The 25,883-nt window shown below is 40.3% G+C and carries 23 protein-coding genes, 2 rRNA genes and 1 riboswitch; of the genes, 23 read left to right on the top strand and 2 right to left on the bottom strand.

The genetic code is table 11. The features are described 5' to 3' along the window. The 22 genes from SAZ04_RS04945 to purD all read left to right on the top strand — a co-directional run. Positions 1-694 (top strand): 23S ribosomal RNA (locus tag SAZ04_RS04945); the annotation flags it as partial. 87 nt (positions 695-781) lie between these two features. Next, positions 782-897 (top strand): 5S ribosomal RNA (gene rrf / locus SAZ04_RS04940). 310 nt (positions 898-1,207) lie between these two features. Further along, positions 1,208-2,833, top strand: a complete 1,626-nt coding sequence (locus tag SAZ04_RS04935) for a sensor histidine kinase (RefSeq protein WP_332691922.1) — start codon at positions 1,208-1,210, stop codon at positions 2,831-2,833. Beyond that, a complete protein-coding gene (locus tag SAZ04_RS04930) occupies positions 2,826-3,536 on the top strand; it encodes a response regulator (protein WP_332691919.1) in 711 nt (236 codons plus the stop codon). Before SAZ04_RS04935 ends, SAZ04_RS04930 begins: the two co-directional genes overlap by 8 nt. Then, positions 3,533-4,588, top strand: a complete 1,056-nt coding sequence (locus SAZ04_RS04925) for a DctP family TRAP transporter solute-binding subunit (RefSeq protein ID WP_332691916.1) — start codon at positions 3,533-3,535, stop codon at positions 4,586-4,588. Before SAZ04_RS04930 ends, SAZ04_RS04925 begins: the two co-directional genes overlap by 4 nt. 200 nt (positions 4,589-4,788) lie before the next feature. After that, the gene (locus tag SAZ04_RS04920; RefSeq protein ID WP_332691913.1) at positions 4,789-5,865 is read left to right on the top strand and encodes a TAXI family TRAP transporter solute-binding subunit; all 1,077 of its coding nucleotides are present in this window, start codon (positions 4,789-4,791) and stop codon (positions 5,863-5,865) included. A 173-nt stretch (positions 5,866-6,038) separates the two neighbouring features. Continuing rightward, positions 6,039-8,018 (top strand): TRAP transporter permease, encoded by a 1,980-nt coding sequence (locus SAZ04_RS04915; RefSeq protein WP_332691908.1) that lies wholly within the window; start codon positions 6,039-6,041, stop codon positions 8,016-8,018. A 294-nt stretch (positions 8,019-8,312) separates the two neighbouring features. Beyond that, positions 8,313-9,410, top strand: coding sequence for a type III polyketide synthase (locus SAZ04_RS04910; RefSeq protein ID WP_332691905.1), 1,098 nt, complete (start codon positions 8,313-8,315; stop codon positions 9,408-9,410). Further along, positions 9,410-9,970, top strand: a complete 561-nt coding sequence (locus SAZ04_RS04905) for an isoprenylcysteine carboxyl methyltransferase family protein (RefSeq protein WP_332691903.1) — start codon at positions 9,410-9,412, stop codon at positions 9,968-9,970. The genes SAZ04_RS04910 and SAZ04_RS04905 overlap by 1 nt, the downstream gene beginning before the upstream one ends. Before the next feature lie 100 nt (positions 9,971-10,070). Then, complete coding sequence (locus SAZ04_RS04900) at positions 10,071-10,280, top strand: NETI motif-containing protein (RefSeq protein ID WP_332691900.1); 210 nt, start codon at positions 10,071-10,073, stop codon at positions 10,278-10,280. 77 nt (positions 10,281-10,357) lie between these two features. Then, positions 10,358-10,458, top strand: a riboswitch (purine riboswitch). Positions 10,459-10,606: 148 nt separating this feature from the next. Further along, positions 10,607-11,092 (top strand): 5-(carboxyamino)imidazole ribonucleotide mutase, encoded by a 486-nt coding sequence (purE, locus tag SAZ04_RS04895; protein WP_332691897.1) that lies wholly within the window; start codon positions 10,607-10,609, stop codon positions 11,090-11,092. After that, a complete protein-coding gene (purK, locus tag SAZ04_RS04890) occupies positions 11,089-12,222 on the top strand; it encodes a 5-(carboxyamino)imidazole ribonucleotide synthase (RefSeq protein WP_332691894.1) in 1,134 nt (377 codons plus the stop codon). The genes purE and purK overlap by 4 nt, the downstream gene beginning before the upstream one ends. A gap of 84 nt (positions 12,223-12,306) precedes the next feature. After that, positions 12,307-13,605, top strand: coding sequence for an adenylosuccinate lyase (purB, locus tag SAZ04_RS04885; RefSeq protein ID WP_332691891.1), 1,299 nt, complete (start codon positions 12,307-12,309; stop codon positions 13,603-13,605). 95 nt (positions 13,606-13,700) lie between these two features. Further along, positions 13,701-14,423: a phosphoribosylaminoimidazolesuccinocarboxamide synthase gene (gene purC, locus SAZ04_RS04880; protein ID WP_332691888.1), complete on the top strand. Its 723-nt coding sequence runs from the start codon at positions 13,701-13,703 to the stop codon at positions 14,421-14,423. Then, complete coding sequence (purS, locus tag SAZ04_RS04875) at positions 14,411-14,662, top strand: phosphoribosylformylglycinamidine synthase subunit PurS (protein ID WP_332691886.1); 252 nt, start codon at positions 14,411-14,413, stop codon at positions 14,660-14,662. The genes purC and purS overlap by 13 nt, the downstream gene beginning before the upstream one ends. After that, positions 14,659-15,342, top strand: coding sequence for a phosphoribosylformylglycinamidine synthase subunit PurQ (gene purQ / locus SAZ04_RS04870; RefSeq protein ID WP_332691883.1), 684 nt, complete (start codon positions 14,659-14,661; stop codon positions 15,340-15,342). The genes purS and purQ overlap by 4 nt, the downstream gene beginning before the upstream one ends. Continuing rightward, a complete protein-coding gene (purL, locus tag SAZ04_RS04865; RefSeq protein WP_332691879.1) occupies positions 15,326-17,551 on the top strand; it encodes a phosphoribosylformylglycinamidine synthase subunit PurL in 2,226 nt (741 codons plus the stop codon). The genes purQ and purL overlap by 17 nt, the downstream gene beginning before the upstream one ends. Beyond that, complete coding sequence (gene purF / locus SAZ04_RS04860; protein WP_332691876.1) at positions 17,527-18,939, top strand: amidophosphoribosyltransferase; 1,413 nt, start codon at positions 17,527-17,529, stop codon at positions 18,937-18,939. Before purL ends, purF begins: the two co-directional genes overlap by 25 nt. Positions 18,940-18,959: 20 nt before the next feature. Continuing rightward, entirely contained in the window at positions 18,960-19,994 is a 1,035-nt protein-coding gene (gene purM, locus SAZ04_RS04855) for a phosphoribosylformylglycinamidine cyclo-ligase (protein WP_332691873.1), read from the top strand. Further along, complete coding sequence (gene purN, locus SAZ04_RS04850; protein WP_332691870.1) at positions 19,994-20,581, top strand: phosphoribosylglycinamide formyltransferase; 588 nt, start codon at positions 19,994-19,996, stop codon at positions 20,579-20,581. Before purM ends, purN begins: the two co-directional genes overlap by 1 nt. Continuing rightward, on the top strand, positions 20,581-22,116 hold the full coding sequence (gene purH, locus SAZ04_RS04845; protein ID WP_332691866.1) for a bifunctional phosphoribosylaminoimidazolecarboxamide formyltransferase/IMP cyclohydrolase: 1,536 nt from the start codon (positions 20,581-20,583) through the stop codon (positions 22,114-22,116). Before purN ends, purH begins: the two co-directional genes overlap by 1 nt. Before the next feature lie 20 nt (positions 22,117-22,136). Continuing rightward, entirely contained in the window at positions 22,137-23,408 is a 1,272-nt protein-coding gene (gene purD, locus SAZ04_RS04840) for a phosphoribosylamine--glycine ligase (RefSeq protein ID WP_332691863.1), read from the top strand. Here the strand turns inward: purD and SAZ04_RS23370 are convergent. After that, positions 23,383-23,445: a hypothetical protein gene (locus tag SAZ04_RS23370; RefSeq protein ID WP_431308963.1), complete on the bottom strand. Its 63-nt coding sequence runs from the start codon at positions 23,443-23,445 to the stop codon at positions 23,383-23,385. The two genes, purD and SAZ04_RS23370, sit on opposite strands and share 26 nt — an antisense overlap. A 254-nt stretch (positions 23,446-23,699) precedes the next feature. Continuing rightward, on the bottom strand, positions 23,700-23,975 hold the full coding sequence (locus tag SAZ04_RS04835) for a YgaP family membrane protein (RefSeq protein WP_332691860.1): 276 nt from the start codon (positions 23,973-23,975) through the stop codon (positions 23,700-23,702). A gap of 132 nt (positions 23,976-24,107) precedes the next feature. On the opposite strand from SAZ04_RS04835, the gene SAZ04_RS04830 reads away from it, so the two are divergent. Further along, the gene (locus tag SAZ04_RS04830) at positions 24,108-25,847 is read left to right on the top strand and encodes an adenine deaminase C-terminal domain-containing protein (RefSeq protein WP_332691857.1); all 1,740 of its coding nucleotides are present in this window, start codon (positions 24,108-24,110) and stop codon (positions 25,845-25,847) included. The last annotated feature ends 36 nt before the right edge of the window (positions 25,848-25,883 follow it).

Below are 25,883 nucleotides of genomic sequence, written 5' to 3'. Positions count from 1 at the left end.
CCGTGATCCGGTTCAGGGACAGTGTCAGGTGGGCAGTTTGACTGGGGCGGTCGCCTCCTAAACAGTAACGGAGGCGCCCAAAGGTTCCCTCAGAATGGTTGGAAATCATTCGAAGAGTGCAAAGGCATAAGGGAGCTTGACTGCGAGACCTACAAGTCGAGCAGGGACGAAAGTCGGGCTTAGTGATCCGGTGGTTCCGCATGGAAGGGCCATCGCTCAACGGATAAAAGCTACCCTGGGGATAACAGGCTTATCTCCCCCAAGAGTCCACATCGACGGGGAGGTTTGGCACCTCGATGTCGGCTCATCGCATCCTGGGGCTGAAGTAGGTCCCAAGGGTTGGGCTGTTCGCCCATTAAAGCGGTACGCGAGCTGGGTTCAGAACGTCGTGAGACAGTTCGGTCCCTATCCGTCGCGGGCGCAGGAAATTTGAGAGGAGCTGTCCTTAGTACGAGAGGACCGGGATGGACACACCGCTGGTGTACCAGTTGTTCCGCCAGGAGCATAGCTGGGTAGCTACGTGTGGACGGGATAAGTGCTGAAAGCATCTAAGCATGAAGCCCCCCTCAAGATGAGATTTCCCATGGAGTTAATCCAGTAAGACCCCTTAGAGATGATGAGGTTGATAGGTCTGGTGTGGAAGCGTGGCGACACGTGGAGCTGACAGATACTAATCGGTCGAGGACTTATCCAATATATAATTCTTGATGTTTCTATTACGCATTATCTAGTTTTGAAGGAATCACTTCTTTCAAGGTATTTTTGAAAAATACCATTATAGTTTGGTGGCGATAGCAAAGAGGTCACACCCGTTCCCATGCCGAACACGGTCGTTAAGCTCTTTTGCGCCGATGGTAGTTGGGGGCTTCCCCCTGTGAGAGTAGGACGTTGCCAGGCACCTAAAAGCATTCCAATGAGGAATGCTTTTTTCTATGTATGAAATGAGGAAGGGAGCAAAAGAGCTTTTATTCTCAAATATTAAGTTCTGCAATGTTTGGAGTATTAGGTTAACCTTTAGGGTTAACAGTAGCTTTTTTTACACAGGTGAATCTTTTGAATGACAACATGGTTGACATAAGGCCCAGTCTCACAACTCGTTCTCACTAACTGGTTAAAATTTCAACACCCTATTAAAACTGAAAACCTATTCTATTAAACATCATGTGATATAGTTAAGAGAGAAAAAAGTCGAATGAGGTATAGCCTAGTGAATAAATATGTAAATATACCGACTCGGTGGAAAATAACAGGATTATCCTTTGGAATTGTTGCATTTACTTTATTAATTGTAGGCATTATTTTGATAGGTTACCTTTTAAATGTAAAAGAAGACCAGTTATCACAACGTGCAATGATCACGGGACAACTTGTAGCGCAAAATCCAATCGTACAGCAAAATATAGAGTCCGAGCACGCATCTGAAAGACTGCAACCGGTTGTAGAGAGAATAAGAGTGATAAACGATCATGATTATATTGTCATTCTAAATATGGATCGAATCCGTTTGACACACCCGATCCAAGAGCGCATGAATACGCAGTTTGATGGGGGTGATGAGGGGCCTGCTTTTACAGAGCATATTTATGTTTCAAAGGCGCAAGTAGCTGATGATATAACTTCAGTAAGAGCGTTTGTTCCAATTAAGAAACCTGATCAAGCACAAGAACAAATTGGAGTCGTGGTCGTCGGAAATGTTTTACCGACCGTAAAAGATATTTTATATGAATTTCGTCATACAATATTTGTAATCGCTCTCATTACAACACTTTTTGGAGTATGGGGTGCTTGGCTGTTAGCTAATCATATTAGAAAGCAAACATTTGAGATGGAGCCTGAAGAGTTAGCACGTGTATTAGTTGAAAGGACAGCTACCTTTAATGCGATTCATGAGGGTGTCATTGCAATTGATGATCAAGAGAGGATTACTGTTATAAATAGCGCTGCACTAAACATGCTAAGCTTAAATGAAAATGAGAAAATAATAGGTGCGAAAATACAAGAGGTAATACCTGATACTAAGCTGCCAGAAATTTTAGAACTAGGAAAACCGCTTTATCAACGTGACTTATATGTTCAAAACAGAGCCATTTTAAGTAATCGAATTCCGATCACAGTGGGAGATAAAACAGTTGGTGCAGTGGCCATTTTCCAAGACAGGACAGAGGTAAATCGTTTAGCGCAGGAATTAACGGGAGTACAAGCCTTTGTGGAAGCATTACGCGTTAAAAGTCATGAATATTCAAATAAACTTCATACGATAGCTGGATTAATTCAGTTAGAAGAAGGGCAAAAGGCACTTGAATATATCTTCGATTTGACAGAAGAACAAACTAGTTTATCGCAAATGCTTATGCAGCAAATTCATGATGATAATATAGCAGGGTTACTACTAGGAAAAGTAAGTAGAGGAAAAGAATTAGGGATTACATTAAAGATAAATAAGAATAGTGAATTTACTGATTTCCCAGAAGGTATTACAAATCATGATTTAGTCGTTATTATAGGAAACTTAGTTGATAACAGCTTTGATGCTTTAGCTGACTTTTCCGAAGTAACAAAGGAAGTCCATTTGCTGTTAAAGGAAGAGGAACAACAGTTACTCATTAGAGTATCGGATAATGGCAGTGGGATTCCTAGTGAAATTATAGAAAGTGTGTTCTCAAGAGGTTTTTCAACGAAGAAAAAGGAAGGAAGAGGAATCGGCCTATTTTTAATTCATTCGATTGTATCACGGGTCGATGGTCAGATTGACATTAATAGCGGTGTGGAAAAAGGGACAGAGTTTATCATTACATTGCCAATGATGAGAGGGGTTGAGGAGACAAATGAGTAAAAAACAGAATGAGTCTATTCACGTTTTACTTGTTGAAGATGATCCAATGGTTCAACAAGTGAACCGGATGTTTATTGAGAAAATAGACGGGGTCATAGTTGTTGGTGTTGCTTCCACAGGATTAGAGGGGAAAAAGCAAATTGAACTTCTTAACCCAGACATTGTGTTATTGGATATTTTTATGCCTGGGCAAGATGGGCTCTCCTTAATTCAAGATTTGCGGCAAGAGAAAGTAGATGTCGATATCATTGCTGTTACAGCAGCAAATGATACAAAGACGGTTAAAGCATTGTTACGTTATGGAGTCATTGATTATATTGTAAAACCTTTTACATTTGAACGTTTAAAGCAAGCTTTCAAGCAATATATAGATGTTCAAAGTCAACTAAATCAAGACGTGCCGATGACTCAGGATAAATTAGATGAAGTCTTGTCAACACAAAAAAAAGACGAGCTAAAGTCATCAGCAGATTTACCAAAAGGGTTACATGAACAGACGCTAAATCAAATCTATAACTATCTAAGCAAAATGAAAGACTCTAAGTCAGCAGAAGAAATAGGTAGCAATGTGGGGCTGGCGAGAGTGACGGCAAGAAGGTATTTGAATTATTTAGAATCGATTGGAAAAGTAGAAATGGAATTAACATACGGCGCCATTGGTCGACCAATTCAAATGTACCGGTTGAAGGGTGAAGGGCGATGAAAGGATTTTTGGTGATAATGTCGTTTTTATGTATTGGGATTATTACGGCCTTTCACATTGGATTTGGTGTATATGTTAATAATAAGCCAACTGCAGTTGATAAAGAACTAGAAGGATTAAATGAAAAGTATGTGTTGAAATTCAGCCACGTGGTCGCTGAGAATACACCAAAAGGGATAGCTGCAGCAAAGTTTGCTCAATTAGTAAGCGAGAAAACAGATGGTTGGGTCGAAGTGCAAGTATTTCCAAATGGAATGTTGTATGAAGCACAAGAAGAATTTGACGCTTTAATGAAAAATGATGTTCATTTGATTGCTCCCGCCTTTTCTGAGATTACCATTCATGATCAAAAATGGAAGGTAATGGACTTGCCATTATTTTTTAATAATGAAGAGATGGTAAAAGACGTATTTGAAGGTAAGATAGGAGAACTATTATTTGAAAGTATTGAAAAAAAGGGCTATAAAGGAATTGCCTACTGGGATAATAGCTTTAAGCAAATGACGAACAATAGTAGACCTATTATAGAACCAGCTGATGTAGAGGGTTTGTCTTTTCGAGTGATGCCAAGTGACGTGTTAATCGATACGTATCGTACATTAGGAGCACGTCCTCGCATTTATCCTTTTAATGAAGTGTATGAAGTCCTAAGTGATAAACGAGTCGACGGGACGGAAAATACACTCTCCAACATTTTTTCAAAAGGATTTTATCAAAAGCAAAAGTATATGACCGTAAGTAATCATAATTATTTAGGTTATGCGGTTCTGATGAATCAGGAGTATTGGAGCGCCTTACCTGTTGAACATCAAAAGAATATAATCGAAGCGATGGATGAAGTGACAGAATGGTTGCGGATCTACGCCAAGACTCACAACAAAGAAATGTTAGAGCGAGTTGCTGCGAGCGGTTTAACTAAAGTTTATTATTTAACCGAAGAAGAAAAGGTTATATGGAGAGAAAAATTAGAACCAGTTTATCGAAAACATTCTCATGCCATAGGTCAAGAGATTATGAATGAGGTTTATAGAAATCTAGATCAAAAGGAGTAAAAGTCTTTATAAGATTTTTGCTCTTTTTGCATTGGTGGTGTGGGAAAACACCTTTTACAACCGCATTGCTGAGATTCTTATTCTTAGTTCCGAGACCAAAAAGACCAAAAAGAATATTAAGTTCAAATCCAGACAAGGGTGTGAAAGCGCTTTATAATTTGAATAGTTAGAAAAAAGTTATATATAAGGGGGAACAAGCAATGAAAAAAATTTTAAAGCATTCAATGCTAACAGCGGTTGCAAGTTTAGGATTAGTGTTTGCTACGGCATGTGGAGGTAGTGAATCAAGTACACCAGCAGATAACGGTGACGCTGATTCAGGTGGTGATGCAGGTGAAACTGTTGAATACCAGGATGCACCGTCAACTGTTGTCATAGGTACAGCATCACAAGGTGGAGTGTACTATATTTATGGAGGCGGACTTGGTCAACTTCTAGAAAGCAAGCTTGGCGTTACCGCTAACGTTGAGGTAACAGGTGGACCAGTTGATAACATTCGTTTAATTCAAGCTGGAAATCAAGATCTTGGGATGATTACAACGGGACCAGGATACGAAGCAATTAATGGTGTTGGGTCAGAATTTGAGGGAAGTCCGCATGAGGATATTCGCGTCGTATTCCCAATGTATTATACACCGTTTCACTGGTGGGCTTTAGAATCAAGTGGTGTTGCATCTCTTGATGATATTGCAGAACAAGGAATTAGTCGTACAGGTGTAGGTCCTATGGGGGGGACTTCTGGTACGTACTTACCACAAATTCATGAGCTTCTTGGATTAGATGCGACACCTGTTTATGCGGGTGCTGGTGATATGGCGAGTCAACAACAAGATGGCCAGCTTGACGTCATTGGTTTTGCTGCAGGTCTTCCAATTCCAGCTGTACAAGAGGTAGCTGCATTACGTAATATCAACTTATTTGGTATCGACGGAGAGCAACGTGATCAAGTTATTGAGAATTTTCCATTCTTCACACCTTACACAATTGAAGCAGGAACATATGAAAATATTGACCATGATGACATTGAGACAATCGCTCAGTTCAACTTTGGTATCGTTCATAAAACAATGAACATTGACTTTGTTTATGACCTAGTAAAAGCATATCACGAAAATAACGATCTTTTAGTAACAACACATTCATCAGCTAAAGAAGCAGTTCCAGAAACAATTTTACTTAACGAAACTGTACCATTACATCCTGGTGCGATTAAATACTACGAAGAAATCGGAATTGATTTACCAGAATTAGTTTATCCAGCTGAGTATCAAAACTAATAATCTAGTGTTCACTCTTCGTTCATAGGAGAGTGAACATTTTAACCAAAATGATATTCAAAAAAGTATCAAAAAGAATCCGTTATCTTTTTGAATACCATTTTAAAAACTCTCTTTTCATTAAGAGAGGAGTTCTATTAATAGGTAGAAATTCAAATGGGGAGGTTATTCCTTTGAGCAAAGACAAAAACAACAATCAACTTGAAAAAGAAGAAGTTCAATCAATTGTCAGCGATGATAAAGCAAAAGAGCTTGAAGAAGCGGTTGAAGGTTCAAATATAAGGGTATTATCTGGATGGCTGAAATATACGTTCATGTCAATTGCCGTATTTGGGGCATTATTTCATCTATATATCTTAAATTTTCATCCAATCGACCCAATGATTTTTAGAAGTATTCACTTAGCTTTTGGGGCAGTATTAGGGTTCATTCTATTTAAAGGCTGGAAAGCAACCTCGAACAAAGTTACGATTTTTGACTGGCTACTAATTGCGTCGATCCTTTATGTGACGTTTTATATTTATACGAACCTGAATGCGGTATTAAGTCGTTTTGGTACGGTGCCGCAAACGCATGATACGATCGTTGCTATACTAGGGTTCATCGTGGTATTGGAGTTAACTCGTCGTACAAGCGGATGGACACTCCCAATACTCGCTGGTGTTTTCTCTTTATATGCATTTGTCGGTCCTTATTTACCTGGTATTTTAAATCATCGTGGCTACAGCTTCGATCGTTTTGTCACATATATTTATAAGGATAATGGAATATTCGGTGTTACGTTAGACGTTTCTTCGAAATATATTTTACTCTTCATAGTCTTCGGTGCATTTTTACAAATGTCTGGTGTCGGTCGTTACTTTATCGACTTTGCTTTCTCCCTAGCAGGGGGGATGCGAGGGGGACCAGCGAAAGTATCCGTTATCTCGAGTGGATTAATGGGGATGATGAACGGGACGTCAGCAGGTAATGCGGTTGCAACAGGTTCCCTTACGATTCCGTTAATGAAACGTGTTGGTTATAAAGGCCAATTTGCTGCAGCGACCGAAGCAACGGCATCTGCTGGTGGTCAAATTATGATTCCAATTATGGGTGCCGGTGCCTTTATTATGGCTGAGGTTACGGGAATCAAATATTCAGAGATTATTATTGCAGCAACAATTCCTGCATTGCTTTACTTCTTATCTGTTTACTTTATGGTCGATTTTCAAGCGATTAAAAACAATATGAGAGGCTTAAAGCGTAGTGAATTACCACCTTTAAAAGGGATTATGAAGCAAGCGTACTTGTTCATTCCGATTATCATCTTAATTGGAGCATTATTAATGGGATTCTCTGTTATTCGTTCTGGTACAGTAGCGATCCTTGCTTGTTTAGTTGTAAGTTGGATTCATCCAAGTACTCGTATGGGATTGAAAAAAGTATTACAAGCGCTTGAACTCGGTATGAAAAATACGATTCAGTTACTTGCCGTTTGTGCGTGTGCTGGTATTATCGTAGGGGTTATTGCATTAACAGGAGTAGGACAACGCTTCAGCTCAATGTTACTAGGCCTTGCTGATAACAACATGCTTCTTGCTTTATTCTTTGCAATGTTAATCTCCATTATCTTAGGTATGGGAATGCCGACAACAGCTGCGTATGCAGTTGCTGCTTCTGTTGTGGCACCGGGTCTTATTCAAATGGGACTTGAGCCATTATCTGCTCATATGTTTGTCTTCTATTATGCAGTCATGTCGGCGATTACGCCACCAGTTGCACTAGCAGCTTATGCAGCAGCAGGGGTAGCAGGTACCGATCCATTTAAAACCGGCGTCACCGCGTTTCAGTTAGGGATTGCTGCGTTTATCGTACCGTTCATGTTTATCTATAGTCCTGAAATCATGATGATCGGTTCAGCCGGAAGTATCATTCTAGCAGTGATCACAGCATCGGTTGGAATTTACTTCTTAGCAGCAATGGTTCAAGGATGGTTTGCAGGTGCTAGCACAAACTGGATCGTTCGAGTGCTGTTGTTAGTTGCATCACTAACCTTGATCAATTCAAACGTCTATATGGATTTTGTTGCTATTGGTATAGCTATCATTGCGGTCGTGATTCAAAGAGCTAAAAGAGGGACGGATTCTAGTTGGCAAATAGATAAGGCGCTATAAAATAGTCAGGACCTCAGCCCGGCTTTGTCGTGCTGAGATTTTTTTATGAACCAAGCAGAAGAGAGTTGATAAAATCAACAATCTTCAGAGCCGAGGGTAGTTAGAGGCTTCCCTCTGAGTCGAATAAAAGTTGACAAATAACTTATATAGTTCCAAAGGCAAACATCAGTAGGATTTAGGCAAATAAAAAAATTTAAACGTAAGCATCTTAAATGTAGTTACCATTTTACTGAATGATAAGCCAACTTTTGGTGAACCTAACAGTAAATTACTGAGTAGGGTAGGTGCAGCCGAATGCCTTCTATTGTCTCCATTAGTACGTATAATCCCCCTCATACGTTGGATCAAAATACAACAACTGAATTTGCTAGAGAGTTGTTTAGTGACAGCTTTGACGATATTGAACGTTTATTAAAAGTGTTTGCAAATGGTCAGATTGATGAACGGCAATTTGCCGTCCCTTTGAATTGGTTTCAAACAAATCATTCTTTGCAGGAAAAAAATGATCTATATATTGAACTAGCTACGACATTTTGTACAAGCGTCATTAAGCAATGTCTAACGAATTCAGTATTTGTTAAGGACGGGGTTGATGTTGAAGACATTAATGCGATCATACTGGTCTCGAGTTCAGGAATGTCTACGCCAAGCTTAGACGCTCGTATTATGAATAGACTTTCTTTTTCTGCCCATACAAAAAGAATCCCACTATGGGGGCTCGGGTGTGCGGGGGGAGCAGCAGGGGTTAGTCGGGCTTATGAGTATTGCAGAGCATTTCCGAGAGAAAGTGTATTAGTAGTATGTGTGGAATTATGTAGCTTGACGTTTCAAAGGAATGATCGCTCTAAAAGCAATCTTGTCGGCACATCTTTATTCGCAGATGGAGTAGCATGTGCACTTGTCGTTGGAGAGGAATCGCATCTTGTGAAACAATCAAAAAAAGCTTTACGACCACATATTGTTGCAACTCAGTCTACCTTAATGCCAGATTCTGAAGATGTCATGGGATGGGATGTAAAAGATTCAGGGTTGCATGTTGTCTTCTCAAGAGATATACCGGCGATCATTAAAGAATGGTTAGGACCAAATGTAGAAACTTTTCTGACGGACAACAAGATAGAAATGAATCAATTATCTTCGTTTATAGCGCACCCAGGTGGGAAGAAAGTGTTAGAGGCCTACATAGAGGCGCTGGAATTAGATGAAGAAATGACGAATGTATCGAAGGAAATTCTCAAGCTGCACGGAAATATGTCCTCACCGACCGTTTTGTATGTTCTTGAACAATTTATGATACAAGAACACGTACAGGGAGAATACGGTTTAATGGCAGCACTTGGTCCAGGTTTTTGCTCGGAATTAGTCTTATTACAATGGAAGGGGATGCACTAATGTTCGCCATTTACTTATTTATTGTTCTTGTTATTACACAAAGAATTGTTGAAGTGATCATAGCTAATCGTAATGCTAGGTGGATAAAGAGTCAGGGTGGTTATGAGGCAGGAAAGGATCATTATAAGTACATCGTTGCTTTGCATGCTCTTTTTTTTATTTCATTATTAATAGAAGTTACCGTTATAGACAGTCATTTTGTCTTTTGGGCAGTCGCACCTTTATGTATGTTTCTTCTTGCGCAGATTGGTCGGGTTTGGACTTTGTCTGCATTAGGTAGATTTTGGAACACGAGAATCATGATACTACCTGGTGCAAAAGTGGCTGCAAAAGGTCCGTATCGTTACCTTCGTCATCCAAACTATGTCATTGTAGTGACTGAATTGGCTTGTCTCCCTTTGATTTTTCAAGCTTATTGGACTGCTATCCTTTTTACAATGATGAATGGTCTCGTTCTATCTATACGTATAAAGGTTGAGGAAAAAGCACTTGAAAATGCGACCAACTACAAAGATGTCTTTAAAAAGCGTAGAAGGTTTGTTCCTACATATGAGGAATAATACAAATGTATTGATAAGTTTTCACAGAAAATACTTGATCAAGAATAACGAGGGAGGCTATCATTACTGACATAAGAGTTGAATATCGGAGGGAAGCAATTTGGCGAAAAAAAGGAAAGAGCGATTTGAAGTACAAGAGTCTGAAACAATTGAAGATTGTTTAGATCGAATGAAGGCAGAAGGGTATCAACCTATTAGACGAATGGAAAAACCAATCTTTAAGGAAGAACCTATGAATTCGACAAAAGAATATGTTCCGATCAGGCAACAGATAATATTTGAAGGAATTCTAATAGAAAGCGAACGATAAAAGTCTGACATTTTAAAACGTTCGACATTTTGTTGACAGCTACTAGTGTTGCTTGTAAGATATACCTATAAGAATGAACAAAAAACGAAATACGACCTCATATAATCTGGAGATATGGTCCATAAGTTTCTACCCGATTGCCTTAAATAGTCGGACTATGAGGGAAAGTGGTAGATACAGAGATTGCGTTTTCTGTATCCGTATGAAAGCGCAGAAGTGGCTTCCTTTCTCTCAAGATTGAGTAGATGAAGAAAGTGTTCTGCGTTTTTTTTATGTGAAAATGAGCAATATATATATATATCAATGAATAATGGAGGAGAGCGACAATGAATCCTGAAATTGGTGTAATCATGGGAAGTACGTCTGATTGGGAAACGATGAAAGCTGCATGTGATGTATTAGATGAGTTAGAAATACCGTACGAAAAGAAAGTAGTTTCTGCCCATCGTACTCCGGATTTGATGTTTCAATATGCTGAAGAGGCAAGAAAAAGAGGGTTGAAAGTTATTATTGCAGGCGCAGGTGGTGCAGCGCATTTACCTGGAATGGTTGCAGCAAAGACAACATTGCCTGTTATTGGTGTCCCTGTTCAATCAAAAGCGCTACAAGGTTTAGATTCGCTCTTGTCCATTGTTCAAATGCCTGGAGGAGTTCCTGTTGCAACGGTTGCGATTGGGAAGGCCGGTGCCACTAATGCTGGTTTGCTTGCGGCGCAAATCCTTGGGGCGTTTCAAGCAGATATTGCTGATCGATTAAACACAAGGAGAGAAAAGACAAAGCGTACTGTTATAGAAAGTAGTGATGAACTATGAGTCGGGTTGTTAAGCCGGGAGCAACGATAGGCATAATCGGTGGTGGGCAACTAGGACGAATGATGGCAATTTCAGCAAAGCAAATGGGATACCGCATTGCTGTACTTGAGCCAACAGAAGATTCTCCATGTGGACAAGTTGCAGACATTGTTATTGAAGCAGCTTATGATGATATTGAAGGTGCGAAAAGACTAGCTGAGGTTTCAGATGTCATCACATATGAATTTGAAAACATAGATAAACAAACAGCCAAGTGGCTTACTGAACAGGCTGATTTTCCACAAGGGGCGAAGGTATTAGGAATTACCCAACACCGTTTAAAGGAAAAAGAAGCGATTCAATCACTTGGGGTTCCGCTTGCTCCCTTTCATGCCATTCGCTCAATAAATGATATCGATAAGGCAGCCGATAAATTAGATTTTCCAGCGGTGTTAAAAACGTGCCGAGGCGGATATGACGGGAAAGGCCAAAAAGTTGTTCATGATGTAGAGCAACTTAAGCAAGGGGCTTCCGATTTACTTGAAAGTGGGGAATGTGTGCTTGAGGCTTGGATTCCTTTTTCATTAGAGCTATCGGTCATTGTCACACGATCTAGAAATGGTGAAACATCCGTTTTCCCTGTATCAGAAAATGAACATCGAGAGAATATTTTGTTCCGTTCGCATGTACCAGCAAGAATTGAAGAAGCTGTCTGTGAACAGGCTAAAGAGCTAGCACTTCAGATTGTGACCGGATTAGATGTAGTTGGGACACTGGCTGTCGAGCTTTTTATGCTTGAAGATGGCAGATTATATGTCAATGAACTCGCACCGCGACCACATAATTCAGGTCATTATACAATTGAGGCTTGTGAAACATCACAGTTTGAACAACATATAAGAGCGGTGTGCGGATTGCCACTTGGGAAAACGACATTATGGTCTCCTGTTGTGATGGAGAACATCCTTGGCGAAGAATTAACTCATGTACTTGAGGAAACCAAGAATTTAGGTAATGTGAAACTTCACCTTTATGGAAAAAAAGAGGCGAAAATGAAGCGAAAGATGGGCCATTTGACTGCAACAGCTCTTACAGTTGAAGAGGCTTGTGAGAAGCTAACACGTTTGCAACAGACGAATGTGCTAAAATAAAGAAGTTATCCAAAAAGGCAAGTTTTTCCTTATAAACATAGAAAAAATACTTATCGTTAGATAAAAGTCGGAGGCTGGTTTTAGATGATCGAACGTTATACTCGCCCTGAAATGGGAGCTATTTGGACAGAGGAAAATAGATTTCAAGCATGGTTGGAAGTAGAAATCGTCGCTTGTGAAGCTTGGGCAGAACTTGGGGACATTCCAAAAGAAGATGTTGAAAAAATTCGTGAAAATGCAAGCTTTGATATTAACCGAATTAATGAAATTGAACTAGAAACGCGTCATGATGTCGTTGCATTTACACGTGCGGTATCAGAGACTTTAGGAGAAGAAAGAAAGTGGGTTCATTACGGTCTTACCTCAACGGATGTAGTGGATACAGCTTTATCTTATATTTTAAAGCAAGCAAATGAAATTTTACTTGCGGACATTGAACGCTTTATTGACATTCTAAAAGAGAAAGCCGTGGAATATAAGTACACCGTTATGATGGGACGTACTCACGGTGTGCATGCTGAACCGACTACATTTGGATTGAAGTTAGCACTTTGGTATGAGGAAATGAAACGTAATTTAGAGCGTTTCAAACAAGCCGCTGAAGGAGTTCGCGTTGGAAAGCTTTCAGGTGCAGTTGGCACATTTGCAAATATTGATCCATCAATTGAGAAATTTGTATGCGAAAAGTTAGGACTTGAAGCAGCACCAATTTCAACACAAACGTTGCAACGTGACCGTCATGCTGATTATTTAGCGGCGCTTGCACTTGTTGCCACTTCAATCGAGAAGTTTGCTGTTGAAGTTCGTGGTTTACAAAAGAGTGAAACGAGAGAAGTAGAAGAGTTCTTTGCCAAAGGTCAAAAAGGCTCATCTGCAATGCCTCATAAACGTAATCCAATTGGGTCTGAGAATATGACTGGCTTAGCTCGAGTCATTCGTGGGTACATGATGACTGCATATGAAAATGTTCCATTATGGCATGAACGCGATATTTCTCATTCATCAGCTGAGCGTATTATTCTTCCTGATGCGACGATTGCGCTAAATTATATGCTGAATCGTTTTGGGAACATTGTGAAAAACTTAACTGTATTCCCTGAAAACATGAAACGTAACATGACACGCACATACGGTTTAATTTACTCTCAACGCGTTCTTCTTTCGTTGATCAATAAGGGAATGGTTCGTGAAGAAGCTTATGATCTTGTTCAACCGAAGGCAATGGAAGCATGGGAAAAAGGAATTCAGTTCCGTGAATTAGTCGAAGCAGAAGAGAGAATTACAAGTGTTCTAACTCCTGATGAGATTGAAGATTGCTTCAACTATGAGCACCACCTTAAGCACGTAGATACGATTTTTACAAGAGTGGGGTTAGAAGCGTAAGAATTAAAAAGAGGGGGATTTCCTCTTTAACAATAAGAGGGGGATCCCTCTTCAACATTTAAATTCCAATATTTCAGTTTTCGGAGGGGAAATTCATGAAAAAAGGCGTCTTACTATATGAAGGCAAAGCAAAGCAAATTTATAAAACAGCAATTGAAGGAGAGCTTTGGGTTAGTTATAAAGATGATGCAACTGCATTTAACGGAGAGAAAAAAGAGACACTATCAGGGAAAGCGCGATTGAATAATGAAATTACGTCCTTAATCTTCGCGTACTTACAAAAAAATGGTGTAGAAAGCCACTTCATCAAAAGACTATCTGAAACCGAACAGCTTGTAAAAAAAGTAGAGATTATTCCTTTGGAAGTTGTCGTTCGTAATGTAGTTGCTGGTAGTATGGCAAAGCGTCTAGGAATTGAAGAAGGGACAGCACTTGCTGAACCAATCGTTGAATTCTACTACAAGGACGATGCGCTAGGAGATCCTCTTGTGACAGAAGATCATATTGCCATTTTAAAAGCCGCATCGGGCTCAGATTTATCCGTATTAAGAGAGAAAGCGTTAGAAGTAAACAAACATTTGATTACGTTATTTGATAACATGAACGTTCGCTTAATTGATTTTAAGTTGGAGTTTGGACGTACAAATGCAGGAGAAATCTTACTTGCTGATGAAATCTCGCCAGATACTTGTCGCTTATGGGATAAAGAAACAAATCAACGTTTTGATAAAGACTTATTTAGAAGAAATTTAGGAAGTTTACAAGAGGGATATCAAGAAATTTTATCACGCTTAGGAGGCGCATCATGTACAAAGTAAAAGTTTATGTAACGTTACGAGAAAGTGTTCTAGATCCACAAGGAGGAGCGGTGAAACGTGCTCTTCATACAATGGAATATAAAGAAGTTGAAGAAGTTCGGATCGGAAAATACATGGAATTAACTTTAAAAAATACAGATGACGTTGAAAAGCGTATTGACGAAATGTGTTCAAAGCTGTTAGCTAATACAGTAATCGAGGATTATCGTTATGAAATCGAGGAGGTTGTTCCTTCATGAAATTTGCGGTGATCGTATTTCCTGGTTCAAATTGTGACTCAGATATGTTTTTTGCGATTCAGGATGCATTAAAAGAAGAGGTTGCTTATGTTCGTTATGATGAAACGTCTCTAGAGGGATTTGATGGTGTCTTGTTACCTGGAGGATTTTCGTATGGAGATTATTTACGTTCAGGTGCGATTGCTTGCTTTGCACCGATTATGGAAGCTGTTAAACAATTTGCAGAATCAGGTAAACCAGTGCTTGGCGTATGCAATGGCTTTCAAATGTTACTTGAATTAGGTTTACTTCCAGGAGCGATGAAGCGTAATGATGGGTTGAAATTCATTTGTCGTCCAGTTGAACTTGTCGTTGAAAACAATGAAACGATGTTTACGGCAGGCTATCAAAAGGATGAAGTGATTTCAGTTCCTGTTGCACATGGTGAAGGAAACTATGAGTGTGATGAACAGACATTAGCTACACTAGAAGAGAAGAACCAAGTTGTCTTCCGTTATGCGCAAGCAATTAACGGGTCAAAAGCAGATATTGCAGGAATTACAAATGAGCGTGGAAATGTATTAGGAATGATGCCGCACCCTGAGCGTGCCGTAGAATCATTACTTGGTAGCGAAGATGGTTTACGTTTATTTCAATCGATTGTACGAAATTGGAGGGAATCTCATGTCACTACTTCTTGAACCAACAGCTGAGCGAGTGAAAGAGGAGAAGATTTATAGAGAAATGGGCTTAACAGATGAGGAGTTTGCAATGGTCGAAGACATTCTTGGCCGCACTCCGAACTATACAGAAACCGGTCTTTTCTCAGTAATGTGGTCGGAACATTGTAGTTATAAAAATTCAAAAGTGCTTTTAAAGAAGTTCCCAACAGAAGGAGAACGTGTTTTACAAGGGCCAGGTGAAGGAGCAGGGATCATTGATATCGGTGATGAACAAGCAGTCGTGTTCAAAGTCGAAAGTCACAACCATCCTTCAGCGATTGAACCTTATCAAGGTGCTGCAACAGGTGTTGGCGGTATCCTTCGTGATGTTTTTTCAATGGGAGCTCGTCCAATTTCGTTACTAAATTCCTTACGATTTGGGGAGTTAACATCTCCACGTGTACGTTACCTGTTTGAAGAGGTCGTAGCAGGAATTGCTGGATATGGAAACTGTATGGGTGTTCCAACCGTAGGGGGAGAAATTCAATTTGACCCTTGCTATGAAGGGAATCCACTAGTAAATGCGATGTGTGTTGGCTTAATCGACCATAAAGATATCCAAAAAGGACAAGCTAAAGGTGTTGGCAACACGGTTATGTACGTTGGTGCAAGCACGGGTCGTGATGGAATTCATGGTGCAACGTTTGCCTCAGAAGAACTTGGTGAAGATTCTGATGAGAAGCGACCAGCTGTTCAAGTAGGAGATCCCTTTATGGAAAAACTACTTCTTGAAGCATGTTTAGAATTAATTCATAATGATGCTCTTGTTGGTATTCAAGATATGGGTGCTGCTGGATTAACTTCTTCATCTGCAGAGATGGCAAGTAAGGCTGGATCTGGGATTGAAATGAATTTAGATCTAGTTCCACAACGTGAACAAGGTATGACGCCTTACGAGATGATGCTTTCTGAATCTCAAGAGCGTATGTTAATCGTTGTAGAAAAAGGTCGTGAACAAGAAATTAAGGATATCTTTGATCGTTGGGGATTACTTTCAGCAGAGGTTGGACATGTAACTGATGATAAGCGTCTTCGTCTTCTTCATAAAGGAGAAGTAGTAGCAGACTTACCAGTAGATGCTTTAGCAGAAGAAGCGCCAGTGTACCATAAGCCATCTAGTGTTCCTGCTTATTATGAGAAGTTCCAACAACAAGAATCAAAAACGCCTGTTGTTGAAGATTACAAAGAGACTTTGCTTACGTTATTAGCTCAACCTACTATTGCTAGTAAGGAATGGGTTTATGATCAATATGATTACATGGTTCAAACAAATACAGTCGTAGAGCCAGGTTCTGATGCTGCTGTTGTTCGTATTCGTGGGACAAGAAAAGCTCTTGCTATGACAACAGATTGTAATTCACGCTATTTGTATCTTGATCCAGAAGTAGGTGGACAAATTGCCATTGCTGAAGCAGCGCGTAATGTCGTTTGCTCCGGTGGGGTGCCACTTGGACTAACAGACGGGTTAAATTACGGAAGCCCTGATAAACCTGAAATCTTCTGGCAACTAGAGAAGTCAACAGATGGGATGAGTGAGGCTTGTCGCGTTCTTGAAACACCTGTAATTGGAGGGAATGTATCACTTTATAACGAAACAGCGGGTGTTGCCATTTATCCAACACCAGTTATTGGGATGGTTGGTTTAATTGAAGACACGGACCATATTACAACTCAAGGCTTTAAGCAAGCTGGAGACGTAGTGTACCTTGTTGGTAAGACAAAGCCAGAGTTTGGTGGTAGTGAGTTACAAAAGCTAGTTGAAGGCGATATTTCTGGAAAAGCGCCAACTCTTGATTTAGAGCTTGAAAAGAGACTTCAAAAGCAACTTTTAAAAGCCATTCGTTCAGGGCTTGTCGCATCAGCGCATGATGTAGCTGAGGGTGGAGTAGCTGTTGGACTTGCTGAATGTATGACATCGGGCGAAGTTGGAGCTAGTGTAGCATTACCAGGTGAAACAACAGCAGCTTTATTTGCTGAATCACAATCTCGTTTTATTGTGACGGTTCCAAGTGACAAAGCAGAGAAGTTTGAACAACTCGTTGCAGCTACAAAAATTGGGGAAGTAACGGATGCAAAAACGCTTCAAATAAAAAATGATGAACAATGTGTCATCCTTGAAACGACTCAGGATGAAATCGTAACGGCTTGGAAAGGAGCCATTCCATGTTTGCTGAAATCAAAGGCTTAAATGAAGAATGTGGTGTGTTTGCTATTTGGGGACATAAGGATGCAGCACATCTTACGTATTACGGTCTTCATAGTTTACAGCACCGCGGTCAAGAAGGAGCTGGAATTGTTGTAACAGACGGGGAACAATTGAAGGTTCATAAAGGGTTAGGTCTTGTAAATGATGTCTTTAGTCCAGATGATTTTGAAAGATTAAGTGGACATGCAGCAATTGGTCACGTCCGTTATGCGACAGCTGGCGGAGGGGGATTTGCGAATGTGCAACCCCTTCTTTTCCGCTCGCAAACAGGAAGCTTAGCGATTGCTCATAATGGAAATCTTGTCAATGCGAATAGTATGAAGCATCAACTTGAAAGCCAAGGAAGTATCTTTCAATCAACTTCTGATACAGAGGTTGTTGCTCATTTGATTAAGCGTAGTGGCTATAACACACTAGAGGGGCAGCTTCGAAACTCACTGGAAATGCTTAAGGGGGCTTACGCTTTAGCGGTTCTAAACGAAAAGCAACTGATGGTCGCATTGGATCCTAATGGTCTTCGTCCACTTTCAATTGGTAGACTAGGTGATGCTTACGTTGTTGCGTCTGAAACATGTGCATTCGATTTAATTGGGGCAACGTATGAACGTGAAGTAGAACCTGGAGAGTTAGTCATTATCGATGATAATGGATTACGATCAACGAGATTTTCAGGTACGGCAACGAGAGCTATTTGCAGTATGGAGTATGTCTACTTTGCGCGACCTGATAGCAATGTCGATGAAATTAATGTTCATACATCTAGAAAAAGTCTAGGGAAACAGCTAGCGATTGAAGCGCCTGTAGAGGCAGACGTTGTCACAGGTGTTCCTGACTCAAGTATTTCAGCGGCAATCGGGTATGCAGAACAAGCGGGTATTCCTTATGAGCTTGGTATGATTAAAAACCGTTATGTTGGACGTACGTTTATCCAACCATCTCAAGAATTACGTGAGCAAGGTGTGAAGATGAAACTGTCTGCTGTTCGTGGGGTTGTTGAAGGCAAACGTGTTGTCATGATTGATGATTCGATTGTACGTGGGACGACAAGTAGACGAATTGTGAATATGTTGCGTGAAGCGGGAGCAAAAGAGGTGCATGTACGAATCAGTTCCCCTCCAATTAAGAATCCTTGTTTTTACGGAATTGACACGTCTAATTCAGGTGAGTTAATTGCTGCAAACCATTCGCTAGAAGAGATGCAAGAGATTATGGGCGCAGATTCATTAGCATTTTTATCAGTAGAAGGCTTAAAAACAGGGATTGGACGTTCAGATAATACATCTAATTGTGGGCAATGCTTAGCCTGCTTTACGGGTGAGTATCCGACAGAAATTTATCCAGACACGTTACATCCATACGCAAAGGTTTAGAGGAGAAGGGAGCAATAAGAATGTCAGAAGCTTATAAAAAAGCAGGGGTCAGCCTTGAGGCAGGGTACGAAGCAGTAGAGCGAATGAAGAGTCATGTAGCAAGAACAAAGCGTTCTGGTGTAATGGGGTCACTGGGTGGCTTTGGTGGAATGTTTGATCTGTCTACATTAAATCTGAAGGAGCCGGTACTCGTTTCAGGAACTGATGGAGTTGGGACAAAGCTTATGCTTGCCTTTATGCTCGACCGTCACGACACGATTGGGATTGATGCGGTTGCAATGTGTGTCAATGATATTGTTGTACAAGGGGCAGAACCTCTTTATTTCCTAGATTACATTGCATGTGGAAAAGCGGTTCCTGAACGTTTAGAAGCCATTGTAAAAGGTGTTGCAGATGGCTGTGAACAAGCAGGATGTGCCCTTGTTGGCGGTGAGACAGCCGAAATGCCAGGCATGTACAGCGAGGATGAATATGATTTAGCTGGCTTTTCTGTTGGGGCTGTTGAGAAGAAGAACCTTATTAATGGTGAGGCGATTCAATCTGGTGATGTTGTCATCGGTCTGTCTTCAAGTGGTCTTCATAGTAATGGCTTCTCGTTAGTGCGGAAAATTTTATTACATGATCATTCGTTTAGCTTGGATCAACAAGTGGAGGAATTAGGAAAGACGCTTGGTGAGGAGCTATTAACACCGACAAAAATTTATGTGAAACCGTTACTTGCTTGTTTGCGTGAACATACAGTTCGCGGAATGGCTCATATTACCGGTGGTGGTTTTTACGAGAACATTCCGCGTATGTTACCAGAAGGAGTGAGCGTTCGTATTGATAACGGATCATGGCCGATCCCACCAATCTTCACGTTGTTACAAAAGTACGGCGAATTAACGGATAAAGAACTTTTCTCAACGTTTAATATGGGAATTGGAATGGTCGTGGTTGTTCCAAAAGAGGAGCATGTCGATGTTCTTCGCTTACTTGAAGAAAACGGCGAATCTGCATATATTATTGGACAAGTTCAAGATGGATCTGGTGTAACAATTGGGGGCATTGAGTAATGAAAATTGCTATTTTCGCCTCAGGGAGTGGAACGAATGCGGAAGCGATCATTCGTGCTGCAAAAACAGGACTCCTTGATGCTGAGGTTGACTTGATTGTAACGGATAATCGCAGGGCGAAAGTGATCGAAAGAGCGAATAAGCATGGCATTCCGGTGTTTTCATTTGATCCAAAGTCATATAAAAAGAAAGCTGAATTTGAACAAGAAATTGTGGATGAATTAAAGAAAAGAGATATCACATTTGTCGTTTTGGCAGGATATATGCGATTAATTGGCTCTACATTGTTAAATGCCTATGAAGGAAGGATTGTTAATATCCATCCTTCCTTGCTCCCTTCGTTTCCAGGACTTGATGCTATTGGGCAAGCCTTTTTGGCACAAGTGAAAGTAACAGGTGTGACAATTCATTACGTTGATGCTGGAATGGATACAGGGCAGATCATTGCGCAAGAGGCAGTTAGAGTTGAAGCGGATGATACAGTGGGTTCTCTGCAGGAAAAGGTACAAGCAGTTGAACATAAATTGTACCCAAAAACATTGCAAACAATAATATCAGAACATCGTATGGAGAGGTTGGATAAGTGATGAGTAAAAGAAGAGCATTGGTGAGCGTCTCAAATAAAGATGGAATTGTGGAATTTGTTCAAGCGCTTGTTGAACAAGGATTTGAAGTAGTATCTACTGGCGGAACAAGTAAAGCACTACAAGAGGCGGGTATACCGGTTATTGGTATTTCTGAGGTAACAGGCTTTCCAGAGATTTTAAATGGAAGAGTCAAAACACTCCACCCTAATATACATAGTGGATTGCTTGCCATGAGAGAACGCGAAGAACATCAAAAGCAACTTGCTGATCACAATATTTCACCTATTGATCTTGTTGTCGTGAATTTGTACCCGTTTAAAGAAACGATCGCCAAGCCTGATTGCACATTTGCTGATGCAATTGAAAACATTGATATTGGTGGTCCTAGTATGTTACGTGCTGCAGCAAAGAATCACCAACATGTAACAGTAGTTGTAGATCCGACAGACTACCAAACGGTTATTGATGAGTTTTCAAAAGGCGACGTAACATTGGAAACGAAACAGCGCCTAGCTGCAAAGGTATTCAGACATACAGCTGCCTATGATGCACTGATTGCTGAATATTTAACGGAAGCTGTAGGAGAAGCTGAACCAGAAACGTTTACGGTAACTTATGAGCGTAAGCAAGGGTTGCGTTATGGAGAAAACCCTCATCAAAAAGCAACATTCTATAAAAAGCCATTAGCGGATGAAAGTTCGATTGCAAGTGCAAACCAATTACACGGAAAAGAACTTTCTTATAATAATATTCACGATGCTGATGCTGCTCTTGCAATTGTAAAAGAATTTACAGAACCAGCTGTTGTAGCAGTGAAGCATATGAACCCATGTGGAGTTGGAACAGGAAAAACAATTGGAGAAGCATATGGACGTGCATATGAAGCAGATTCTGTCTCAATTTTCGGTGGAATTGTTGCAGCAAACCGTGAAATCGACGAAGCGACTGCTTTAAAAATGAAGGAGATTTTCCTTGAGATCATTATTGCTCCATCGTTCACTCAAGAAGCATTAGATGTGTTAACAGCTAAGAAGAATTTACGACTATTAACAGTTCCGATGAATAAGCAAGAACAACCAGAAGCGATGCTAACATCGATTCATGGTGGTCTACTTGTTCAAGAAGAGGACCATTTTGGTCTAGATGATGCTACCGTTTCGATTCCAACAGATCGAAAACCAACAGATGCAGAGTGGGAAGCACTTAAGCTTGCTTGGAAAGTCGTGAAGCATGTGAAATCGAATGCGATCGTCTTAACAAACGGGTTAATGACTGTTGGAGTTGGGGCTGGACAAATGAACCGTGTTGGAGCTGCTGATATTGCGATTACGCAAGCGAGCGAGCGAATTGAAGGTGCGGTTCTAGGGTCAGATGCATTCTTCCCGATGGGAGATACGGTTGAATTAGCTGGAAAAGCAGGCGTTACAGCGATTATTCAACCGGGTGGATCGATTCGTGATGAGGAATCAATTGAAATGGCGAATAAGTACGGAATTGCAATGGTGATGACAGGAGTCAGACACTTTAAACATTAATTGATAAAGGAGAGGGACTTATGAAAGTTCTGATTATTGGTAGTGGCGGTCGCGAACACGCAATTGCTTGGAAAGTTGCTCAAAGTGACCAAGTAACAGAAGTATTTGTTGCACCAGGAAATGATGGGATGGTCGATGTAGCAACACTCATCAAAATTGAGGAAAACAATTTTGATGAGCTCGTTGCGTTTGCGAAAAAACAGGAAATAGGTCTGACAATTGTTGGTCCTGAGGTTCCGTTACTCCAAGGAGTAGTGAATCGGTTCCAAGATGAAGGTTTGCGCGTGTTCGGACCGAGAAGAGAAGCTGCTTTACTAGAGGGAAGTAAATCCTTTGCTAAATCAATTATGAAAAAGTACGATATTCCAACAGGCAGCTATGAAACGTTTACGAATTATGATAAGGCAGTTGCCTATGTAAAAGAGCAAGGTGCTCCAATTGTTATTAAAGCAGATGGTCTAGCAGCGGGTAAAGGCGTTGTTGTTGCAATGACAGAAGAGGAAGCGATCAATGCTCTTTCAGCGATGTTAAATGATCAGGCCTTTGGTGCAGCAAGTGAACAAGTCGTTATTGAAGAATACCTCGAAGGGGAAGAACTTTCATTAATGGCGTTTGTTCATAACGATACGGTTATTCCAATGGTTGGGGCGCAAGATCACAAAAGAGCGCTAGATGGAGATAACGGTCCTAATACAGGTGGAATGGGTGCTTATTCACCAGTTCCACAGTTTTCAAATGATGATGTGGAAGAAGCCGTAGAAAAAGTCTTGCAACCAACTGCTAACGCATTGATTAAAGAAGGAACTCCTTTTACTGGAATCTTATATGCTGGTTTAATGATGACTTCAGCTGGACCAAAGGTGATTGAATTCAATACACGCTTTGGTGATCCAGAAACTCAAGTCGTTCTACCAAGATTGAATTCTGATCTTGTCACGGTTTTTACCACGTTACTTGATGGGAAGACACCTGAACTCGATTGGTCAGAGGAAGAGGTAGTCGGCATTGTCTTAGCAAGTGAAGGGTACCCTGGTACTTATGAAAAAGGGACGGTTATCAAGGGGCTTGACGAGCTTTCAGAAGACGTTCTTGTTTTTCATGCTGGAACGAAAAAGGAAGACGGAGAATGGAAAACAAACGGTGGGCGAGTTTTACTTCTTGCAACTAAAAAAGGTTCTTTGCTTGATGCGCAGCAACGTGTATATGAACAAGTAAGTAACGTTAGTCCAGATGGTTTGTTTTATCGTAAGGATATTGCAAACAAAGCTATTTCGAGCGTTTCCTCTTCATGAACAAATAAATAAGTGCAACGATACTACCAATCACCATGATATAGACAAAAAGAGTATCTGTAGCGTATTCTTGAATGTTGAACATAGATATCACCTCTGAAAATAATAAATTATAAGCCGTATAAGATTGTTTTGATCTTATACGGCTTTTATTTGTTATAAAAGCGTGTCCAAAAAGTAGGTGCAATGGCTCGGCTCATAAAGAAGAAAAAATTGTGCGTTGACTTATCTATCTAAGGACGTGTAAGGACAGTCATAAAAAATAACAATGTCTTTGGTCTTTGTTGCGAGTTAGTTAACGACGTGGTTCTGTTGGTTTTCGTCATGATGGCAACTTCGGTCATGAGATGCATGAGCTTGCACCGCGACCATTTTATGCTCTGCCATATAAACAAGTGGGCAAAAACGTGTAATTCCTTCTGCCACTTTCATTCCACCTATCATAGCAGCAAATAACGGGAGATTGTGGCTTGGTTTTCGAACAAGCTTAGCAGTAGACCATGCAAGTACTGTAAAGCCCAATGAAATTCGACATAAGGCATCCACTCGTCCAATGTTTGGTTTCATAAAAAATCCACCTTTCACATGTTTGTCAATTTCACAATAAATATTGTTAAAAGATTTGACATAGTAATGAGTCTACTAACAAATTTTGTGTTACGATTAGAAAAATAGGAACTGATGAAATGGGTGATGACATTGACTGAGAGACTTTACCGCTGGACAAAACAACGATTGCGACAGCAGCTTGCTGTTGTACAAGGAGAGAAAGCTCCTTCACTTGTCCTCAAAAATGCTAATTACTTAAATTTTGCACGTCGTAAATGGTTGATAGCAAATATATGGATAGCTGAGGATCGCATCGTATACGTAGGAAAAGAAATGCCCGCAGTCGTAACTGATACAGAAATTATTGATTGTACAAATAAATTCGTTGTACCAGGTTATATTGAGCACCACGCTCACCCGTTTCAACTTTATAATCCCCATAGCTTTGCGAACTATGCGTCGGGGCGAGGAACAACAACACTTATCAATGATAACATGATGTTCTTTTTGCATCTCGAAAAAAAGAAAGCGCTTACTTTGATTGAGGCGATAGATGAATTACCAGCATCCATGTACTGGTGGTTCAGGTACGATGCACAGACAGAGCTTCGTGATGAAGAACCTTTGTCGAATTCGAAAATGAAAGAATGGTTAGAGCACCCTCTTGTTGTACAAGGAGGAGAATTGACCTCATGGCCGAAAGTATTAGCTGGGGATGATTCCACACTTCACTTAATGCAAGAAACAACAAGGCTTCGCAAGCCAATCGAAGGACATTTACCGGGTGCATCAGAGCGAACATTGGCACAAATGGCACTTCTTGGTGTGACATGTGATCATGAGGCTATGACAGGAGAAGAGGCTGTCAGGCGTCTTGACTTAGGTTATACAACTTCATTACGACATTCTTCGATACGGCCAGATTTACCTAAATTATTAAAGGAAATGCAAGACTTAGGGGTTGATTATTTTGAAAGGTGCTTAATGACGACAGACGGGTCTCCGCCATCATTTTATGAAAATGGAGTCATGGATCAGTTAATTAAAATAGCTTTAGAAAGTGGACTAGATCCAATTGATGCTTATGCCATGGCGAGTTACAATGTTGCAAAATATTACAACCTTGACCATAAACTTGGAATGATTGCACCGGGACGAATTGCTCATCTAAATATTCTTGATGATATGACGAATCCTCTTCCTAGCTCCGTCATTGCGAAAGGAAATTGGATTGTACGAGATGGTGAGGCACTCGATCAATTTGGAAAATTCCCATGGGGTGATTACGGCATTGAACCGCTTGATATTAACTGGGATTTAACGGAGGATGATCTTCATTTTTCAATGCCAATGGGAATCGAAATGATTAATTCTGTTATTTTAAAACCGTATCAAATTCCTATTGAAAGTACGTCGAAAAGACTAAGTACTGATCATGATGAAAGTTTCTTTGTCATGATTGATAAATATGGGAAATGGCAGATTTCTACAATGATTAGAGGATTTGCAACTCATGTGTCTGGTTTTGCAAGTTCGTTTTCCAATACAGGTGATATTATATTGATTGGAAAAAATGTATCCGATATGGTCAAAGCGTTCCAAGCGTTAAAAGAGCAAGGTGGCGGAATGACCCTAGTTGAATCGGATGAAGTAATCGGTCAAATACAATTAGAATTGTTTGGTGTATTATCGACCAAATCGATGGAAGGTGTCATGGAGGAAGAGAAAACTTTTGTTAAATTACTTCGTGAGCGAGGTTATAAATTTGAAGATCCTATTTATAGTTTGCTCTTTTTCTCTTCCACTCATCTTCCGTATATTCGCGTAACGCAAAGAGGAATCTACGATGTGAAGAAGAAAACTGTACTCTTTCCTGCGATTATGCGTTAAACTAAGAAAGAATCCTTTTTTACTGTAGTGAGTTAA

The organism is Halalkalibacter lacteus, from assembly GCF_036663595.1.
GTDB classification, from domain to species: Bacteria; Bacillota; Bacilli; order Bacillales; family Bacillaceae_D; genus Halalkalibacter; species Halalkalibacter lacteus.
Note: the sequence above shows the minus strand (reverse complement) of the source record. Positions and strands in the feature narration are given on the sequence as shown.

What these genes read in the sequence shown, in the direction of transcription:
- SAZ04_RS04930 (WP_332691919.1), top strand. Translation starts at nt 2,826, where the DNA reads ATGAGTAAAAAACAGAATGAGTCTATTCACGTTTTACTTGTTGAAGAT.
- SAZ04_RS04925 (WP_332691916.1), top strand. Translation starts at nt 3,533, where the DNA reads ATGAAAGGATTTTTGGTGATAATGTCGTTTTTATGTATTGGGATTATT.
- SAZ04_RS04920 (WP_332691913.1), top strand. Translation starts at nt 4,789, where the DNA reads ATGAAAAAAATTTTAAAGCATTCAATGCTAACAGCGGTTGCAAGTTTA.
- SAZ04_RS04910 (WP_332691905.1), top strand. Translation starts at nt 8,313, where the DNA reads ATGCCTTCTATTGTCTCCATTAGTACGTATAATCCCCCTCATACGTTG.
- SAZ04_RS04905 (WP_332691903.1), top strand. Translation starts at nt 9,410, where the DNA reads ATGTTCGCCATTTACTTATTTATTGTTCTTGTTATTACACAAAGAATT.
- purE (WP_332691897.1), top strand. Translation starts at nt 10,607, where the DNA reads ATGAATCCTGAAATTGGTGTAATCATGGGAAGTACGTCTGATTGGGAA.
- purK (WP_332691894.1), top strand. Translation starts at nt 11,089, where the DNA reads ATGAGTCGGGTTGTTAAGCCGGGAGCAACGATAGGCATAATCGGTGGT.
- purB (WP_332691891.1), top strand. Translation starts at nt 12,307, where the DNA reads ATGATCGAACGTTATACTCGCCCTGAAATGGGAGCTATTTGGACAGAG.
- purC (WP_332691888.1), top strand. Translation starts at nt 13,701, where the DNA reads ATGAAAAAAGGCGTCTTACTATATGAAGGCAAAGCAAAGCAAATTTAT.
- purS (WP_332691886.1), top strand. Translation starts at nt 14,411, where the DNA reads ATGTACAAAGTAAAAGTTTATGTAACGTTACGAGAAAGTGTTCTAGAT.
- purQ (WP_332691883.1), top strand. Translation starts at nt 14,659, where the DNA reads ATGAAATTTGCGGTGATCGTATTTCCTGGTTCAAATTGTGACTCAGAT.
- purL (WP_332691879.1), top strand. Translation starts at nt 15,326, where the DNA reads ATGTCACTACTTCTTGAACCAACAGCTGAGCGAGTGAAAGAGGAGAAG.
- purF (WP_332691876.1), top strand. Translation starts at nt 17,527, where the DNA reads ATGTTTGCTGAAATCAAAGGCTTAAATGAAGAATGTGGTGTGTTTGCT.
- purM (WP_332691873.1), top strand. Translation starts at nt 18,960, where the DNA reads ATGTCAGAAGCTTATAAAAAAGCAGGGGTCAGCCTTGAGGCAGGGTAC.
- purN (WP_332691870.1), top strand. Translation starts at nt 19,994, where the DNA reads ATGAAAATTGCTATTTTCGCCTCAGGGAGTGGAACGAATGCGGAAGCG.
- purH (WP_332691866.1), top strand. Translation starts at nt 20,581, where the DNA reads ATGAGTAAAAGAAGAGCATTGGTGAGCGTCTCAAATAAAGATGGAATT.
- purD (WP_332691863.1), top strand. Translation starts at nt 22,137, where the DNA reads ATGAAAGTTCTGATTATTGGTAGTGGCGGTCGCGAACACGCAATTGCT.
- SAZ04_RS04835 (WP_332691860.1), bottom strand. Translation starts at nt 23,975, where the DNA reads ATGAAACCAAACATTGGACGAGTGGATGCCTTATGTCGAATTTCATTG.